The organism is Cupriavidus sp. 05L411 (assembly GCF_056398045.1).
On the sequence record NZ_JBFTOQ010000034.1, the window covers coordinates 54333 to 72258 of the forward strand.

Here is a 17926-nt window from a genome sequence, read left to right on the forward strand (position 1 = left end):
AAACCATGCGCCAGCCCTATGCCCATCTCTATCCATCGCCGGGTCGTGCACGGGCATGCATTTTCCCGCCCGGGCGGGCGTGGCGCTGGGCCGGATCGCCGGCCTGCCGCCGGCTGAACTGATCCTCGCATGACACGGCGCGCCGGTACGGCGCCGCTCCCACACAAGCCCTGGTAGAAAGCCATGAACCCATCCTCCTCCCCGATGCTCGTCAAGCCGATCCATCTCGTGCCGTCGCCGGGCCGCGCCGGCCCGGCGCTGTCGCCGCTCTCGGCCCGTTTGCGCAAGGAACTGCGCGGCGACGTGTTCTTCGACCGCGCCAGCCGGGGCCGCTACGCCACCGATGCCTCGATCTACCAGATCACGCCCATCGGCGTGGTGGTGCCGCGGGACCAGGCGGACCTGTTGCTGGCGCTGGAGATCGCCCGCGACGAAAAAGCCCCGGTACTGGCGCGCGGCGCAGGCACCAGCCAGTGCGGCCAGACGGTTGGCGAGGCGCTGGTGATTGACAACAGCAAGTGGCTGAACAACGTGGTGGATTTCGATCCCGTGGCCGCCACCGTTACGGTTGAGCCCGGCATTGTGCTGGACCACCTCAATGCCTGGCTGAAACCGCACGGCCTGTGGTTCCCGGTAGATGTGTCGACGGGGGCGCAATGCACCATCGGCGGCATGGCCGGCAACAACTCTTGCGGCTCGCGCTCCATCGAGTACGGCAACATGGTGCACAACGTGCTGGGCATCGATACCGTGCTGGCAGATGGCAGCCAATGCCATTTCGGCTCGCTGAAGGCACCCGTTTCCGATCCGCGCGCAGCGGGCATCCTGAAGGGCTTGCAACGCATCGCCACGCGCGAGCGCGACGAGATTGCCGAGCGTATGCCCAAGGTGCTGCGCCGTGTGGCCGGCTACAACATCGACCTGTTCGCATGCCAGAATCCGCGCGCCTATACCGACGATGGCTACGCCAATCTCTCGCATATCCTCGTGGGTTCGGAGGGCACGCTGGCGTATAGCCGGCAGGTCACGCTGAAGCTATCCGCGCTGCCGCGGCACAAGGTGCTGGGCGTGGTGAATTTCCCCACGTTCTACCAGGCCATGGACATGACGCAGCATATCGTCAGGCTCAAGCCGGTTGCGGTGGAACTGGTGGATCGCACCATGATCGACCTGTCGATGGAGAACCCGGCGTTCCGCCCCGTCATCGAGAGCGCCTTGTCCGGCGAGCCGCAGGCCATCCTGCTGGTCGAGTTCGCAGGGGAGGAACACAGCGCGCTGCTGGCGCAGCTCGACGACCTGGCGGCGCTGATGAGCGACCTGGGTCTGCCCGGCTCGGTGGTCAAGATGGCCGACGCCAGGTCGCAGAAGGCGTTGTGGGATGTGCGCAAGGCCGGGCTCAATATCATGATGAGCATGAAGGGCGACGGCAAGCCGGTCTCCTTCATCGAGGATTGCGCCGTGCCGCTGGAGCACCTGGCCGAGTACACCCGCCGGCTTACCGCCGTGTTCCACAAGCACGAGACCGAAGGCACCTGGTATGCCCATGCCAGCGTGGGCACGCTGCATGTGCGCCCGATCCTGGACATGCGGCGCGACGGCGCGGTGCGCATGCGCGAGATCGCCGAGGAAGCCGCGGAGCTGGTGCGCGAGTACAAGGGCGCGTACTCCGGAGAACATGGCGACGGCCTGTGCCGGGGCGAATGGGTGGCCTGGCAGTATGGCCCGCGCGTCAACGCCGCCTTCGGCGAGATCAAGGCGCTGTTCGATCCGGACAACCGCTTCAACCCGGACAAGATCGTGCGCCCGCCCAAGATGGACGCGCGCGAGAACTTCCGCTTTGCGCCGGGCTATGCCGCCTTGCCACTCACGCCGGCGCTCGACTGGTCCGCATGGAACGTCAGCCGCAACCCGCTGACCGGCGAGGAAACGGCGCCCGGCACGGGCACCGACCGCGCCGGCGGGCTGGCTGCGGCGGTGGAGATGTGCAACAACAATGGCCACTGCCGCAAGTTCGACGCGGGCACCATGTGCCCGAGCTATCGCGTGACCAAGGACGAGCAGCACGTCACGCGCGGCCGTGCCAATACGCTGCGGCTGGCAGTGTCGGGGCAGCTGGGCGATGACGGCCTTGCCAGCCCCGAAGTCAAGGAAGCGCTCGACCTGTGCGTCTCCTGCAAAGGCTGCAAGCGTGATTGCCCGACCGGCGTGGACATGGCCAGGTTCAAGATCGAAGCGCGCCATGCCTGGGCCCAGCGGCACGGCATCACCCTGCGCGAGCGCATGGTGGCGTTCATGCCGCGCTATGCGCCCGTGGCGAGCCGCCTTGCCGCGCTGCTGGCGCTGGCCGATGGCATTCCCGGCATCTCCGGTGTGGTGAAGCGGGCCATGGGATTTGCGCCGCAACGCTCGCTGCCGCGCTTCAAGGCCGCGTTCCTGTCAAAAGCCAAGGTAACGCGCCAAGGCGGGGCGGGCCGCGAAGTCATGCTCTTCGTCGACACCTTCAGCAACTACATGGAGCCGGAGAACGCACTGGCAGCCCAGCAGGTGCTGGAGGCGGCGGGCTACACGGTGCATTTCAACCGCCGCGAAGGCGAGCGCCCCTTGTGCTGCGGCCGCACCTTTCTTGCGGCGGGGCTGGTGGACCAGGCCAAGGAGGAGGCGCGGCGCCTGCTGGATGCGGTCAAGCCCTATGTCGATCGCGGCATTCCCATTGTCGGCCTGGAGCCTTCGTGCCTGCTGTCCTTGCGCGATGAGTTCCTGAATTACGGCTATGGCGACGAGGCCAGGAAGCTGGCCGCGCAGGCCTTCCTGTTCGAGGAGTTCCTGGTGCGTGAGAAGGCAGCCGGCCGCCTCTGGCTCGATCTTGATGCGCTGCACACGAGCGAGGCCGTGGTGCACGGCCACTGCCACCAGAAGGCATTCGACGCCTTCACCCCGGTGCAGACCGTGCTGGGCTGGATCCCCGGCCTGAAGGTCTCCCCGGTGGAATCGTCCTGCTGCGGCATGGCGGGCAGCTTTGGCTACGAGGCCGAGCACTACGAGGCGTCCAAGGCCATGGCCGAGCTGTCGCTGCTGCCAGCGGTGCGCAAGCGCGCCGCCAATGCCATCGTGGTGGCCGACGGCACCAGCTGCCGCCACCAGATCCTGGACGGCGCCGATACCGAGGCCATGCACGTGGCGCGTGTGCTGGCGATGGCGCTGAAGCGGCAGGGCGGGCCCCAGGCCTGATGCACGCGCAGTTCACCCTGGTGCTGCTCAGGCCACGCAGCGATCGCTGCGTGGATCGCTGTTTTGCCAAGGGGCAAATCCACCGGCCCGGAGGGAGCACTACCGCTGCGGTGCGGCAATTCCACACCCTGATGGCATAGCCTGGCAGGTCCTTCGGGGCTATTGCCAAACTCACTGCCTTACTGCGACTCAACCGCGTGAGTCTCGTCCCCCGCTCAGCCCCACGCACGCCCCCAGGGCGACGCTTCACTTGGCTGCCTGCTCGAACAGTTATTCCCGTATCCGGAACAATAGATGTTCCGATTGGATAACTATTTACTTATTGCTGTCACATAAGTGCCTTACGATGCGTCACTCGCATGGAGTTGGCCTTGGCTGTCGCGCTTTCTCGCCAAGGCAGGCTTCCCCGGTAGCGTGACCCTACCGGATCAATCAGAAACCGAAAATGATCATGAAAAAACCTCTCTTCGTTTTGGCAGCAGCTGCTGCGTGCGCCGTGTCCACCGCTGCTTCAGCGCAATCGTCTGGCGTGACGCTTTACGGCATTGCCGATGCCGGCGTTAGCTTCCAGAGTCACGTGCAAGGCCCTAACGGTGGCGGCTCGGTCACAGGCTTGACGTCCGGTGGCCTCTCCGGTTCGCGCTGGGGCATTCGCGGTGTGGAGGACCTGGGCAATAACCTGAAGGGCATCTTCGTGCTGGAAAGCGGTTTTGACCTCGACATGGGAAAGTCCGCCCAAGGCAACCGCTTGTTCGGCCGTCAGGCCTATGTTGGCCTGCAGAGCAACTTCGGCGCAGTCACGCTGGGCCGCCAGCAAAACGCCCTGTATGACCTGTTCGGCGCCTACGACCCGATGGCGGTCGGCAGCAGCTACTCGCTCAACTCGGTCGATACCCAGGGCTTCAACGGCCGCGCCGACAACGCCGTCAAGTACACCGGCAAGTTCGGCGGCCTGACCGCCACCGGTTTCTACAGCTTCGGCCGCGATAGCAACATCACCAACGGTGGGGAAGTGCCGGGTAGCTTCCGGGTTGGCAAGAACTTCGGTGGCGGCTTGGCGTACGCGAACGGCCCGGTCTCGGTGGGTGTCGCCTATGACCAGTACCAGGGCAGCACCATTGCCACGTCCGGCGCTGCGGCCAAGCGCGCCGCAATCGGTGGCGCGTATGCGTTCGGCGATGCCAAGGTGTTCGCCGGCTATCGCTGGATGCGCGATGAGGTCTCCAGTGCGACCGTAGTCCGCCAAGACAACCTGTACTGGCTGGGCGCGCTGTATAAGTTCACCCCTGCCTTCAGCCTGACCGGCGCGGCTTACTACACCGACGCCCGCAAGGACAGCAACAGTTCGTGGATGTACGTCTTGAATGCCGACTATGCCCTGTCCAAGCGCACCGATGCCTACGTGCTGCTTGGCTACGTGAAGAACAAGGGGCAGGCAACCTACGGCGTGACCAACGCAATGAACACCCTGCCCGGCCAGAACCAGACCGGCGCCATGGTTGGCGTGCGTCACCGCTTCTAATACCGCTCGTGATATCAGCCAGCGTGCTGTCGGGGTGCGCTGGAGACAAGTCATATCGACCTTGCCTTTGTTCACTGGGTGCAAGGACGCTTGGCCGGCAGATCTGCCGGCCTTTTTTCGCGCAGTCACGTTGCCCAGGGATGACGATACTGTCGTCATTTCTTGACGTATCAGAGCGCGCCAAGGAAATTCAGTACTCAAGTCGTGCACGCGCGATCAGCAATCGGCTCGCGAATCGTCAGAAGCACGGCCTCTTTGTCAAACCATCCCTTGCGCACGTTCCCGCAGATCTACGCAAGACACACTCCTTGTTTGTCAGTGCCCAGCGAACAGCCCATCACGCGAATGGTCGGTCAAGTGCGGCGCTTGCGTCTACACGGTTGGCATCGGACGCTTTCGCTGACTACGCGGCGTCCGTCTTATGAAAAACTGGAAGGCTCCAGGAATAGCGCAGGGCAAGCAGGCGGATTGCGAAGCAGATCGAAGCCGCAAACCAAGGCGTAACTGCCACCCTCCATTCCATGAATTGTCCAAGAACTTGTAAGGCTGCGCCAACCAGTGCGGCGAGTGCATAGATCTCTTTCTGCAGGATGATCGGCACGCGATTGAGCACCACATCTCTCGCCATGCCGCCGCCGACAGCGGTCACCATGCCGAGCACGATGGCAACCTCGATGTTGTGGCCAAGCAGCAGCGCCTTGTGTGCGCCAACGACCGCAAAGAAGCCCAGTCCAAGCGAGTCAAAAAAAACGACAGGATGCTTGAGGTGGTCAACGATTGGACGCGCCCAGATTGCCATCGCTGCGGCCAACGCCGAAGTCGCGAGATACCGCCAATCTGAGATGCCTACCGGCGGTAACGAGCCCAGGCAGAGATCCCGAACGATTCCTCCGCCACAGGCTGTCATGTAGCTGATCGCGACGACACCGAACAGATCGAGGCGCTTCTGTTCAGCGGCAAGAGCACCGCTGACCGCAAAGGCGAAGGTACCAAACAGGTCGACCACGACAAAGAGACTGTGTTCCATCATGGCGCTTGATGACCGCAAAGCCAGGCAGACGCCGCTGTCAACATGGCCTGCAGCCCCGTCTCCAGCGTTGGGTGGATGATCGGTGCAAACTTGGGCGAGTGATTACTAGGTATCTTATTGATTTGCTTGTCCTTCTTGGCCTGCGCATACACACTGGGGTCGGTACCGCCGACGAACCAGAAAACGTACGGCACATTCCACGTACGCCCGAAGATGCTGAAGTCCTCGCTTGCCGACGCCGGAGACGTCTCGAAGGCCTTGTCGCCAAACTGTGCTTTGAAGGCTGCCGCGATCTTCTGGGTCGATGCATCGTCGTTTTCGGTTAGCGGGTAACTGCTGAGCGTGGTGAACTCGGGCGGCCGCTCGGCATTGGAGGCATCGCACTCGGCGCAGCAAATTCGCTTGACGGATGACAGCATGTACTCGCGCACATCTTCGTCGAAGGTGCGCATATTGAGCTTGATCGTGGCATCGTCGGGAATGATGTTCTCCTTGGTGCCGGCCTGCAGCGAGCCAATGGTCAACACTGCATTGTCCAGCGGCGAGATTTCACGCGAAACGATGGTTTGCAGGCGCAATGTGGTGGCGGCAGCCATGATCACCGGATCGATGGCGGTCTGCGGTTGTGAGCCATGTGACCCGCGACCGAATAGTTTGATCTTCAAGCTGTCACCGGCTGACAGGATGACACCCGGGCGGTAGCAGACCGTTCCACTCAGTCCTACCATCACGTGCTGCCCCAAGATAATGTCTGGCTTGGGGAAGCGCCCCTCCCCCCAATCCTGAACCATGCTCGCTGCACCCCGGCCCACTTCCTCGCCGGGCTGGAACACGAGCATGACAGTGCCTTTCCAGGCGTCGCGATGTTCTGCAAAAATTCGCGACACCCCCATCAGCCAGGTCACGTGCAGGTCGTGTCCACAGGAGTGCGCGACGCCCACCTCCACACCGTCCTCATCTTTCGCCTTAACGGTGCTGGCATAGGGCAGGCCCGTATTCTCCGCCATGGGTAGCGCATCCATGTCGGCGCGCAGCATCACGGTGGGGCCTTCGCCATTGCGCAATACGCCGACGACGCCCGTGACGCCAACCGCGCGCGTCACCTCGTAGCCCAGCGTTTCGATGTAGTCGGCCGCGAGCTTGGCGGTGCGAACCTCTTGCATCGACAGTTCTGGGTGCTGGTGGATATCCTTGTAGATCGTTTCGAGTTCGCCCAGCAGTTTCGCGCTACAGATAGTCAGGGCTTGGATGAGCGGATTCATGGCAACCTCCAGATCGTGAATATGTAGGATGCCTCATGCCATCGCGCTAGCGACTAGCAGGGGCGTGTGATCGCTTCATCGCAGTGCATGCTGGACAACGGCTATTGCGGCAATGACAACGCAGGTGAATGCCAGCAGCGCAAACAGATTGCTGGTGGAAACTAGCGTCGCCTGCTGGTCGATCAGTTGCGACAACCGTGCAAGCTCGGTCTGGTCGATCCCCTGTGGGAAGTCAAACGGCGTCACCTTGGCAATCAGTTGCGTGCGGGCCAGGACCTCGCCAAATTGCAGCCAGAGGCTTGCGAGTCCTGTTCCTCCTGCCGAGGCGATCTGTCGCACGATGTTCTTGAACTGGTAGCCATGGGCGAAATCGTCCACGTTAAAGTCCGCCCACGTCAGGCCTGCTACCAGCATCAGGATGAACGGGACCGTCAGGCTCTGCATGGCGAGCGCGGGCAGAAGCACTGCAATGGATGCGCCAGGCATCATGCGCTGAGAGAGCAGCCAGGCGGAACCCGCGAACAACAGATAGCCAATCGCAATATAGCGCCTTGTCCCGACCAGTAGCGTGCTGCCGAAAGTGAAGGCCATGGCTGCGGCAAAGCCGATCAGGCCAGTTGTTGTCAGTACCGTGCCGGTGGTCTGGAATGTGAAACCTAGCCCGCCCTGTAGCATTGTGGACACCACATAGGTCCACAGCCCGTTCAGGAAGTAATAAATCGCGTAAAAGGTCAGCCCGACCAGAAAGCGGCGACCTAGCAGCAGCTTGGGGTCAAGCCAGGGGTCGGGATGCCCGTGCAAGTGAGCGAAGGCAGCTGCGAAGAAGATCAGGCCGACAATCGGGGTCAGGACAACCGAGGGCGAACTGGTCAGTTCATAGAAGCGCAGGTCGCCCAGTCCGTGCAGCAAAACTAGCGCACCGGCGCCGAGCAGGACGACCGTCACCCAGTCCATGTCCTGGACATCGACCTCCCATGGCGCACGTGTGGCGGTAAGCCGTTTCGGATAGGTCGCCAGCACAAAGATCAGCGTCAGCAACGCGATCCCCCCCTGCAGAACAAAGACCATCTGCCAGTCCGCACTTTCTACGAGTTTTGCCGTAATCCATGGAGCCAGAGCGACCAGGCCCATGGAGCCAATACTGAAGCCGATAAAGAGCGGGCGCCGCTCCTCGCGCGCCGCAGCGATCTGAATGATGATGCGCGAAGCGGCAAACAGGCCCCCCGCCCCGAACCCCTGGACGGCACGCGCAAGGCTCAATTCCAGCGAATTTCGAGAGAGTGCGCACAACACCGCGCCGAAGCTGGCTATTGCCAGGCCTGCGAGCGTGAAACCGCGATAGCTAATGTCGCGGGCCAGGCGGCGCAGCATCAGATTGGCGACTACCGCAGCCGCGGCATAGGAAGTCATGCTCCAGAGGAAATCTTCTGGCGAGGCATGTACCCCACCGCGAATGTGGGTGCCCGCGACCCCCATCATCGCCGACGCCCAAAAGTCGACGCCGGTCGCGCAGCCGAGCGCCAGCCCGATCAGATAGACACGCACCGAGGAGAGCTCCGGATGCATGCTCAGCAGCGGCTTGCTACGCGTCATGGCGGTAGGAGAATCAGCGTGAGTGATTTTTGAATCAATTCAGAGAAGAAGCGCACGTTGGTGCCGAACTGGTACGCCATGACCAGGGCGCGGCTCACTGTCGTGTGCAACAGTCATTTCACCCAGAGGGCTTTGATTGATCTCCATTTGGTGTTGGCCGGCCTGCCTGTTCCGACAGAATGTGTTGGGCTGTCCGCAAGGCCACGGCGAGGCCGTTCTCCGTCGAGTTACAGGTGCCTGCGGTCGGTAACACCCCGGTGCTCGCGAGGAACAGGTTCTCATGGTCGTACGTGCGCCCCCATTGGTCGCAAACGAACTTTGCGGGGTCGTTACCCATGCTCAGCGTGCCGCAGATGTGCTGGTTATTGGCGAAATCACCGTCCTTGCTTTGGCGCAGATTTGTGCCCCCCATCAGTTCGGCAACCCGCTTGAAATCATCTTTTGAACGTTCGGCTCCCCGGCGTGTGTAGTCGTCGATGGAATAGTGAGCCTGGGGTTTCGGGATACCCATGGCATCTTTCTGGTCGCTCAGGGTAATCCGGTTTTCCGGGTGCGGAAGCACTTCCAGGACGTTCTTCAGGCTCATCTCCCGTGCCGCGCTGTAGCGCAAGCGCTGTTCGAATTCCACGCCATAGACTCCCGCACTGATCAATGCTCTCGTGGTGCCATCGACGCGGGAGATATTCGTGAAGTCCAGCCGGTATGGGGCGTGCTCGGAACGGAAGGCGCCATCGCGCAGGGTGTTGATGGAGGTGGGGCTCTGTGGTCCCCGTCCCAGCCACAGGTCTTCATCGGCGTCGAATGTGAGCGAGGTGCTCGGGTGATCCATCAGGTTCCTGCCGACCATGTCGCTGCTGTTCGCCAGGCCCTTGGGGAACTTGTCGCTCGCCGAGAGCAATAGCAGCCTTGGGCTTTCGATCCCGTTGGCCGCGACGACAAAGATCTTGCCGGTGACACGATGAGATCGCTTGTCCGGATCATAGTACAGGGCCGCGGTGATTCTCCCTTTGTCGTCGTGCTCCAGCTTGTAGACGTTTGCACTTGTCAGGATGGTGACGCCAGCAGCCTCCGCCGAGGCTGCGGCGACGCCGCCATTGTATTGCGCGTCGATCGGGCAGATCGGCTGGCAACTGTTATTGCCGCAACACGGCGGTCTGCCGTCGTAGGTTCGGCTGTTGCGCGCTGTGGTGTTGCTGACCACTTCATAGGCGGGGGCGAGCCGCTCCCGAATCCGGCGCATGGCCCATGCTTCCGCTACTGGCTCCATCGGAAACGGTTTGGAGCGTGGCGAGCCGGTATTGGGCGCTCCCGAGACGCCCATGATTTCCTCTGCTTCCTGGTAGAACGGCTCGAGCTCTTCATAGGTGATAGGCCAGTCGACTCCGACGCCATACAAGCTCTGTATCCGGAAGTCGTTCGGTACGTTGCGCCAGGCTTGTGCCGCCCAGTGCCAGGTGCTGCCACCGTAGATCCGCATGTATTCAGCGGGATACGGGTAGGGTCCGGCTTGAATCAGATGCCCATTGTCCTTAGGCTGGTAGATCGGGTGTGGTGCCCATGGGGCGGGCGGATAGGGCGACAGCCAGTCGCTCCTGCGCGTGGAGTTCCGAAATCGTGCAACGATTTCGGCGCGAGTGATACGCGGCCCCGCCTCCAGGATCAGTACGGAGGCGCCACTCTTGACCAGTTTTCGCGCGGTCAGCGAACCGATGATTCCCGATCCAATGACGACAAAATCAGCAGATGACTGGTCAGCCATTCTTCGCTCCTGCGTTCGGCTTCGCTGCCCAGCTGCCATAGACGCCATAACAGTAGGTCGGGGGTTTCAAGACATCCGAGACGATGACGGCATTGAGTGCGTTTTCATAAGCGATAGTCCGCACGTTGTCGCCACTGCCAACCATGCCCATGAACCACGCCGTCGCAATCTTGCGCGGTAAGGTGGCCAGCGGCGACTGCTCACTGTCGAGCACCTGCTGTAATTGAAGTGGGTCGATCTTGCGCTCGTCGATGAGGGCCAGCAACTGGCGGGCCTCCGCGGGGAATTTGGCATCGTCGTCGGTCAGCGCCTGATACAGGCGCTTGGCCAGTGCGCCGTCAAGTGTCTGTCGCCCCGCTATGATGGCGGAGAGCGCGAGAAACGCACCCTGATCGCCATTGGCTACGGGCTGGGCCAGCGCCCAGGGAATCAGCGAGGCTGTATAGGTGGAGAGCAAGCCGGCCAGCAACGCCCGGCGCGCGCAATTTGGCTCAGCGTCCTTGGTCGTTATTTGTTCGCGAGATTCCATAGCGATACCCGTCCAGGAAAGAAATGCCGTCGCCTCCTGCGGAAGCGATTGACGCCCGGTTTGCTCAAAAATTATGCACGATGCCAAACATGCCAACAAACTGATTGCTGCCAGAAGCCGGCGTACTATTTTGCGAATCGCCCACGGTCGCCGTCGCGTTGACGATTTGCGCACCGCCGGCAGCACCGAGCGTCTGCCCGCTTGCGTGCTGGTAGGCCTGCAGCGCGTATAGCGCAGTGCGCTTCGAGAAGTGATAGGACTCCTTGAGCGACACCTGGTGATAGCGGGCGCTATCGGAAATGCCGTTTGAGGCACTGGCGCGCGTGTAGCTATAGCCGACGGCGGCGTCGAACTGCGGGGCGATATCGAAGTGGGCGATGGCGCCGTAAGTGTTGAATACAGCGGTGTCGGTAAATAGCGAACTATTGCCAGGCTTGAACCGCACGTTCGTGTAATTGAGTCCAAGGAGCGCCAGCCCCAGCTTGTACGTAGCCGCCGCGCCAACGTGCTGGACATCATGCGCGGACACAAAGCCGGTAGTGACCGATGAGGAACCATAGCTACCACTCGCATTGGGATCGAGCGCCCGCACGTTTCCGGTGTTGTACAAACGCAGATAGGCTGCGCCGATGGTAAACGGCCCATTTGCGTATTTGATACCCGAGCTGAAGGAACTGCCGCGCTGCAAGGTTCCAGGCATCTCCCCAAAGGCGTATTGCACGGCTGCGCTAAAACCGGAAAGCAGCGGGGTGACGTACTGGACAGAGTTGTTGAGGCGGACCGTGGTATCCAGGGCGTCGAGATCGCCAGGGTGTGCGCCCGTCGCGCCGGTCAGATACCCAACGGGCCCGATCCCGCCGAGTATTTGGTAATAGGCTGAGTACTGGCGACCCAACGTCAGCGTCCCGGCACGTGTGTCCTGCAGGCCGACAAAGGCCTGCCGGTTAAATATCAGGCCGGAACTGGATTCCTTGCCCGAGTCGATATCAAAACCCTCCTGCAGATCGAAGATGGCCGAGGTTGTTCCGCCGAGGGGTTCGCTACCGCGCAGGCCGAAACGCGAAGCCGAGACATTGCCGCTTCGGGTATAGAAATTGGAGTGGCCTTGCTGATTGTTCGCATAGACAAGCGCATCGTCCACGATGCCGTACAGCGTGACGCTGCTTTGCGCGCTGGCCGACGCGCCAGCAAGCCAGAACAACGGGATAGCTGTGGCCTTGAGAAAATGGGATGGCTTCATCATCTCTCCAGGTGGCTCCGCAAATACGCCAGTTTCAGGTCGACGGTTCGTCCCACTGCCGACATGCCGGCCCTGCATCCGCTTAGGTTGACCTTCTGCGCTTGCGTCGGACGACGAAAAATATCAGGCCAATGACCACAGCCAGACCTGCCGCCATGCCGGCACGGGCGAGGGCTACAAGATTCGACGGCGCTCCGCCCTGCCGCAGCGATTTGACTTCATCGGCCGTGACGATCACCTTGGGATTACCGTAGCGTTGCGTCAGGTAGGACGCCAGCGTCGCGATTTGCTGGTCGGTGAGTGAATGGGCAAATCCGGGCATCCGTAGTTCAGGCGGATCGACCTGGCGTTGAACGCCGTCCAGTATCACCATGACCAGGTTGTTGGCCTTGGACCTGCCAAGCGCCGCATTGTGAAACAAAGAGGGCAACCCTCCGTCAAAACTGCCCTCCGCGTGTGCCTGGTGGCAAGTCGCGCAATGGGCGTCATAGAGTTGGGGGCCGCTCATCCGGTTCAGGTCAGTGGGCAAGGCAACCCCGCGAATACTGATCAGATCGTCCGCCTTGGCACCCCATGCAGAGGCTGCACGGGTATCCGCGACATCGTGAATCGGGGGCACGCTCTTCAGATAGATCGCAATAGCATGCAGATCGGCGTCGTTCAGATGTCTCAGGCTGTGATCAATGGCTTCGGCCATTGGCCCGGCGGCCTGTGATTTATTCACGGCATCACCGTTGCGCAGATAGCCGGCAATCTCCTGCTCGTTCCAACTCCCGATGCCGCTGATCGCATCCGAAGTGATATTCGGCGCATACCATGTCCCCACATCCCCGCCACCAAACTCGCGAGCGCTTTCTTCGGCCATCATGACATTACGTGGGGTATGGCAGGCGCTGCAGTGCGCCAGCCCGCGGCTCAGGTAGGCGCCGCGGTTCCACTCAGCGCTCTTGCTCGGGTCGGCGCGGAATGGCTTGCCGTCGAGGAATAGCAGATTCCAGGCCGCCATCGACATACGGATATTGAAGGGGAAGGGCAGGGCAGTGGCGTCGGGCGCGGCATCTACAGGCGCTACGCCATGCATGAAATAGGCATAGAGCGCTGCCGCATCTTCATCGGTCACCAGCGCATAGGACGTGTATGGCATGGCCGGATACAGACGTTGCCCGTCTGCACGCACGCCCTTGCGCAACGCGTCGGTAAACTGTGCAAGCGTATAGTTGCCGATGCCGTGGGTTTTCGACGGAGTGATATTCGTCGAAACAATGGCACCCAGGGGCGTTGGAAGTGACAGCCCACCTGCATAAGGCTTCCCGGTTGGCGCACTGTGGCAGGCCACACAGTCGCCTGCCGTTGCCAGGTATTGGCCTCGTTTGACCTGATCGGCATCGACGGTGTCCTGTGCCTCGCTTTGCGATGCATAGAAACCTGAGAGCGAAGCCATCACGTAACTCAGGGCAAGGATAAAGCGAGGCATCCATCGGGTTGAGTGCACGCTGATCGATCTCGCTTCCAAGCGAAGAGTGTAAGCTCCTCAATTCGATTGAGCCTAGTGTAAAGAACGAAACTGTGCAATGTACATTCCTCATTGCGGCGCCCGGTGTGCGATCAGTAGTAAGCACCAAGTGATGCGGACGCACGGCGGACAGGCAGCGGATGCGCGGTTGAGCACTCCCGCACGGACCGGCCTTCGGTTGCCTGGGAACTGAAGTGGCGAGCCCGGAGGCGATCGACGGTAAACGTCTCGAGTCGGTACATGCGGTGATCAACGCGCGAGGCCCGGTGGTAGCCGCTTTGAGTACGCGTTCGTCGACCCACATCGTCACGACGCTGCGCAGTCGGCTTGCGCCAGCTTGAGCGGGAGCCTTTCAAGCGGCGCCTCGAGCTGCGCGCCAGCGGGCTACGGCGTCTCAGCCTATGTTGCCAAACAACAGGCCGATGCCTGATGACACAGCCATGGCCAAGGCACTCCAGGAGACCACGCGGATAACACCCGGGCCGACTTTGGCACCGCCGGTTTTTGCGGCCAGGCCGCCCAGGGCAGCCAGCGATATCAACGCCGAGATGACTATGCACGGGATCACTGCTGATTCGGGGGCAAGCGCTGCGACGGTAGCCGGCAGGGCAGCGCCGACCGAGAAACTGCAGGCGGAAGCCAGCGCGGCTTGCAAAGGCCGTGCAGAGGTCGCAATCGAAAGCCCCAGTTCATCGCGTGCATGCGTGCCAAGCGCGTCGTGCGCCATCAGCTTTTCGGCAACCTGCTTGRCAAGCGAAAGATCCAGGCCACGATGCATATAGATTGCGGTCAGTTCTTGCTGCTCGCGTGGAAAATCGGCGTCGAGTTCAGCCTGCTCCTCGGATAAGGCCGCCGCTTCGGTATCCGCCTGAGATGAAACTGATACGTATTCCCCTGTTGCCATCGACATGGCCCCTGCAACCAGACCTGCTACGGCCGTGAGCACGATATTCTCGTGAGCGGTGTGTGCCGATGCCACGCCGATAACGAGACTTGCGGTCGATACGATGCCGTCATTGGCGCCGAGCACCGCGGCACGCAGCCACCCAATGGCCTCAACACGATGCTGTTCCTTATGTCGCCTGGGCATATTTCCTCATCTGGAGGGTTGGCATAATCGCCTGGACGGCGGCAAAGGGGATCGTCAAAATAGCGGCTGGCCGCCCGCATCCGCTCAACTTGACGCAGCGCAAGCTTTTGCGTCGAAATTCCTGTTCAAAGGTTACTTGATTTTCTAGGCTTGAAAAAAATGCCAGCCTGAGAACGGAATCCGAGGGGAAGGCGGGGGACATGATGAGAGCTTACACAAGGTACGCCGTAGAGGCGCTGTTGACGCTTGCCTGCGTGGTCGCTCTGCTGCCGAGGGAGGCAGAGGCGGTTCCCGCCTTTGCCCGCCAGACGGGCATGGCCTGCATGGCCTGCCATGTGAATTTTCCCGAACTGACTCCGTTCGGCCGCTTCTTCAAGTTGACTGGCTACACCTTGACGAACAACACCACCATTCCGGTCTCGGCAATGGTGCAGGTATCAAAAACACATACCAGGACGCTTGACCGGGCCAATTACGACTTCCTGCGCGATGGCGACACTACGCTGCAGCAGGCGAGCCTCTTTTATGCCGGCCGCATCGTTGACCATGTGGGCGCCTTTGCGCAATGGACCTACGATGGCATCGCCCATCATGCCGCGCTCGACAACACCGATGTCCGCGCCGCGTGGCACTTGACAGATAACGATGTCGATTTCATCTACGGCATGACCGTCAACAATAACCCGACGGTCTCCGACGTGTGGAACAGCACGCCAGCCTTCGGTTATCCCTACGCGTCGAGCAGTGTTTCGCTAACGCCAATGGCGAGCACGCTCATCGATGGCGGGTTGGCGCAACAAGTGGCGGGCGCGTCCGCGTACCTCTTCTGGCAGCGCAGCCTCTATATCGAATTTGGCCTCTATCGGACAGCTGACCAGGCATTCTCGGTGTTCCGGACCGGACAAGATAGCAACACACCCGGGGGCGTGGCACGCCTGAGTGGCGCGAACCCATACTGGCGCGTGGCGTACAACCGGGAGTGGGGCCCGCACTCCATCATGGCGGGCACCTTTGGCCTGATAGCCAGCCGGTATCCGGACAACACCTTGCCCGGCACGCCCACGGACCGCTTCAGCGACTATGCGTTGGACGCGCAGTACCAGTACCTCACGCTACCCCATGCCTTTACTGCCCAGGCGGCCTGGATCTACGAGAAACAGGACTGGCGCGCGAGCTTTCCCAGCGGCGGCATAGGCGCTGGCCCCACACCGGCGAACCCGACCGACCACCTTACGACCTTCAAGGCCAAGGCGTCCTATATCTACCAGCGCAAGTATGGTGGCACGCTGGCCTATTTCTCGACCACCGGAAACGCGGATACGGGCTTGTACACTCCGGCGCCGGTCACAGGCAGCGCCAATGGATATCCCGACACGCGCGGGCTGATCTTCGAGCTCAACTATCTGCCTCACCCGCAAGTCAAGTTTGCGGTGCAGTACACGTGGTTCCTTAAATTCAATGGCGCACGTTCCAACTACGACGGTAACGGCAGGAATGCCGGCGATAACAACACGCTATATCTGCTCGGCTGGTTTATGTTCTGAACGAGCCACCGGCAACATCTGCCGTTGGAGATTTTCTGGGCCTGGTACGACTATGAAAATGACGCAGACCATCCGTGTACCGTTGTTCGCGCTGCTGACCTTCACGGGCATGAGCATGACGATCATCCAGGCCTATGGCGAGGATGGCGCCAAGCTCGCTGCCCAGCTATGCGCAACTTGTCATGGCATTCACGGGCGAAGCGAGTCGCCAATGTTCCCCCGGCTTGACGCTCAGACACCTGAATACCTGGAGGCACAGCTCAAAGGCTTCCGGGAGCATGCGCGTGGCGAAACGGAGGCGCGTTCATTCATGTGGGGCATCGCGTCACAGCTTGACGACGCAACCATCCGATCGCTGGCCGAATACTATGCAGGTCAAACCGCGGCACCCGGTGCGGCCGGAGACACGGCACTGATGTCCAAGGGGCAGACCATCTTCGAGCATGGCGCTCCCGATGACGGGGTGCCAGCCTGCGCGTCCTGTCATGGCGCGCAGGGACAGGGTGCGGCGCAATTCCCGCGACTTGCCGGGCAGCATAAATCCTATCTATTACGTCAGATCGAGGCTTTCAGGGACAAGTCGCGCGGCAATGCACCGGTCATGAGTGCGGTGGCACACAATCTGAACAACGATCAAGCCAACGCCGTTGCAACCTATCTGCAATCCAAGTGATTCAGATTCGGATTCAGATTCAGTCGTATCTTGTTTGTGATTGTTGGGTGGGCAAAGGAATCGGGCCCGACGGTCATAGGTCGATGACCGATTTGCGCGTGAAGGCGCCGGACTCAAGAACCTCCTGGCGCCTATCCTGGCGCGGTTCTCTCCCAGGCTGGCGGCTCAGGAGAACGGTATTTCGAAGATCCATTTCAGTGTCCAGCGGTCAGCAGCCTGGGATAGCCCGCGGCCTATGCCGACATTGAAGACCAGGGGGCCGCGACTCACATCGAAAGCAAGATAGATGGTCTGCGCCTGCCCAGGCCCCGTGGCTGGATGATTGACGCGGCCCAGATTCATGTAGTACTCGGCGCCCGCGCGCAACCCTGGCAATACTGTTCGGGCCACCTTGAAGCTAGGGGTTGCGCTGGGGACAGCGCTTTTGTCCGGGCCAGCAAGATCCCATCCCAGCACGGGGTTAAAGACAAAGAGCCAATTACTGTCCTGATAACCAAGGATTGGACGCAGCTCCAGGGTCTTGGTCGCGCTCTCGAATTTCTGTCCGACGCGCGCGAGTTCAACGTTCGCGCCTGCGAAGTATCCAGCGCCATCGACAGTGCGGATCGGCATCCACTTCACGCGAAGCTTGGGACCGGTCACGTAGTAGCTGTTGTCTCGCGACAGCACGGTGGGGATGTAAAGCCCAAGCTCCCAGGCAGGCGCGAGGCCATAGGAGAACTCGGCGGTCGCGCGCCAGCCGTGCGGGGTGGTGACTTCGCCGGGATAAGATGGCTGCGAATGGCCGCTTGGCGTCGTGGATTCAACGGGTCGATGCAACACTAGACGCTGCGTGAGCAGTGGAGGTGTTGCAAATGAAACAGAGGCGCAGGATCTACTACACCGAGACTCAAAAGGCACTAATGTGGGAGCGGTGGCGCAAAGGTGACACGCTTGCGCAGAT

13 protein-coding genes are annotated in these 17926 nt (G+C 61.3%); 4 read left to right on the top strand and 9 right to left on the bottom strand.

Annotated features, from left to right (window positions below):
* Positions 1 to 183 precede the first annotated feature (183 nt).
* Positions 184 to 3228 carry an FAD-binding and (Fe-S)-binding domain-containing protein gene (locus tag AC1DQR_RS29930; RefSeq protein WP_477134288.1) on the top strand — a complete coding sequence of 1015 codons (3045 nt, stop codon included), beginning with the start codon at positions 184 to 186 and terminating at the stop codon, positions 3226 to 3228.
* A gap of 451 nt (positions 3229 to 3679) precedes the next feature.
* Entirely contained in the window at positions 3680 to 4750 is a 1071-nt protein-coding gene (locus tag AC1DQR_RS29935; RefSeq protein ID WP_477134289.1) for a porin, read from the top strand.
* A gap of 403 nt (positions 4751 to 5153) precedes the next feature.
* On the opposite strand, the gene AC1DQR_RS29940 is transcribed toward AC1DQR_RS29935, so the two are convergent.
* From AC1DQR_RS29940 to AC1DQR_RS29975, 8 genes are all read right to left on the bottom strand, one after another.
* Entirely contained in the window at positions 5154 to 5780 is a 627-nt protein-coding gene (locus AC1DQR_RS29940) for a trimeric intracellular cation channel family protein (protein WP_416052667.1), read from the bottom strand.
* Positions 5777 to 7042: a M20 family metallopeptidase gene (locus AC1DQR_RS29945; protein ID WP_416052666.1), complete on the bottom strand. Its 1266-nt coding sequence runs from the start codon at positions 7040 to 7042 to the stop codon at positions 5777 to 5779. Before AC1DQR_RS29945 ends, AC1DQR_RS29940 begins: the two co-directional genes overlap by 4 nt.
* Before the next feature lie 75 nt (positions 7043 to 7117).
* Entirely contained in the window at positions 7118 to 8635 is a 1518-nt protein-coding gene (locus AC1DQR_RS29950) for an MFS transporter (RefSeq protein WP_477134290.1), read from the bottom strand.
* Between the two features lie 118 nt (positions 8636 to 8753).
* Positions 8754 to 10394 (bottom strand): GMC family oxidoreductase, encoded by a 1641-nt coding sequence (locus AC1DQR_RS29955; RefSeq protein ID WP_416052664.1) that lies wholly within the window; start codon positions 10392 to 10394, stop codon positions 8754 to 8756.
* The gene (locus AC1DQR_RS29960) at positions 10387 to 10923 is read right to left on the bottom strand and encodes a sugar dehydrogenase complex small subunit (RefSeq protein ID WP_174425940.1); all 537 of its coding nucleotides are present in this window, start codon (positions 10921 to 10923) and stop codon (positions 10387 to 10389) included. The genes AC1DQR_RS29955 and AC1DQR_RS29960 overlap by 8 nt, the downstream gene beginning before the upstream one ends.
* A 64-nt stretch (positions 10924 to 10987) precedes the next feature.
* On the bottom strand, positions 10988 to 12166 hold the full coding sequence (locus tag AC1DQR_RS29965) for a porin (protein ID WP_416052663.1): 1179 nt from the start codon (positions 12164 to 12166) through the stop codon (positions 10988 to 10990).
* A 79-nt stretch (positions 12167 to 12245) separates the two neighbouring features.
* Entirely contained in the window at positions 12246 to 13604 is a 1359-nt protein-coding gene (locus AC1DQR_RS29970; protein ID WP_477134291.1) for a c-type cytochrome, read from the bottom strand.
* Between the two features lie 466 nt (positions 13605 to 14070).
* Entirely contained in the window at positions 14071 to 14766 is a 696-nt protein-coding gene (locus tag AC1DQR_RS29975) for a VIT1/CCC1 transporter family protein (protein ID WP_477134292.1), read from the bottom strand.
* Positions 14767 to 15101: 335 nt separating this feature from the next.
* On the opposite strand from AC1DQR_RS29975, the gene AC1DQR_RS29980 reads away from it, so the two are divergent.
* Together AC1DQR_RS29980 and AC1DQR_RS29985 are read left to right on the top strand one after the other, a co-directional pair.
* Positions 15102 to 16310, top strand: coding sequence for a cytochrome C (locus AC1DQR_RS29980; protein ID WP_416053270.1), 1209 nt, complete (start codon positions 15102 to 15104; stop codon positions 16308 to 16310).
* Positions 16311 to 16419: 109 nt separating this feature from the next.
* Positions 16420 to 16983 (top strand): c-type cytochrome, encoded by a 564-nt coding sequence (locus AC1DQR_RS29985; protein ID WP_477134295.1) that lies wholly within the window; start codon positions 16420 to 16422, stop codon positions 16981 to 16983.
* A gap of 165 nt (positions 16984 to 17148) precedes the next feature.
* Here the strand turns inward: AC1DQR_RS29985 and AC1DQR_RS29990 are convergent, their stop codons facing one another.
* Positions 17149 to 17802, bottom strand: a complete 654-nt coding sequence (locus tag AC1DQR_RS29990) for a hypothetical protein (protein WP_477134293.1) — start codon at positions 17800 to 17802, stop codon at positions 17149 to 17151.
* Between the last annotated feature and the right edge of the window lie 124 nt (positions 17803 to 17926).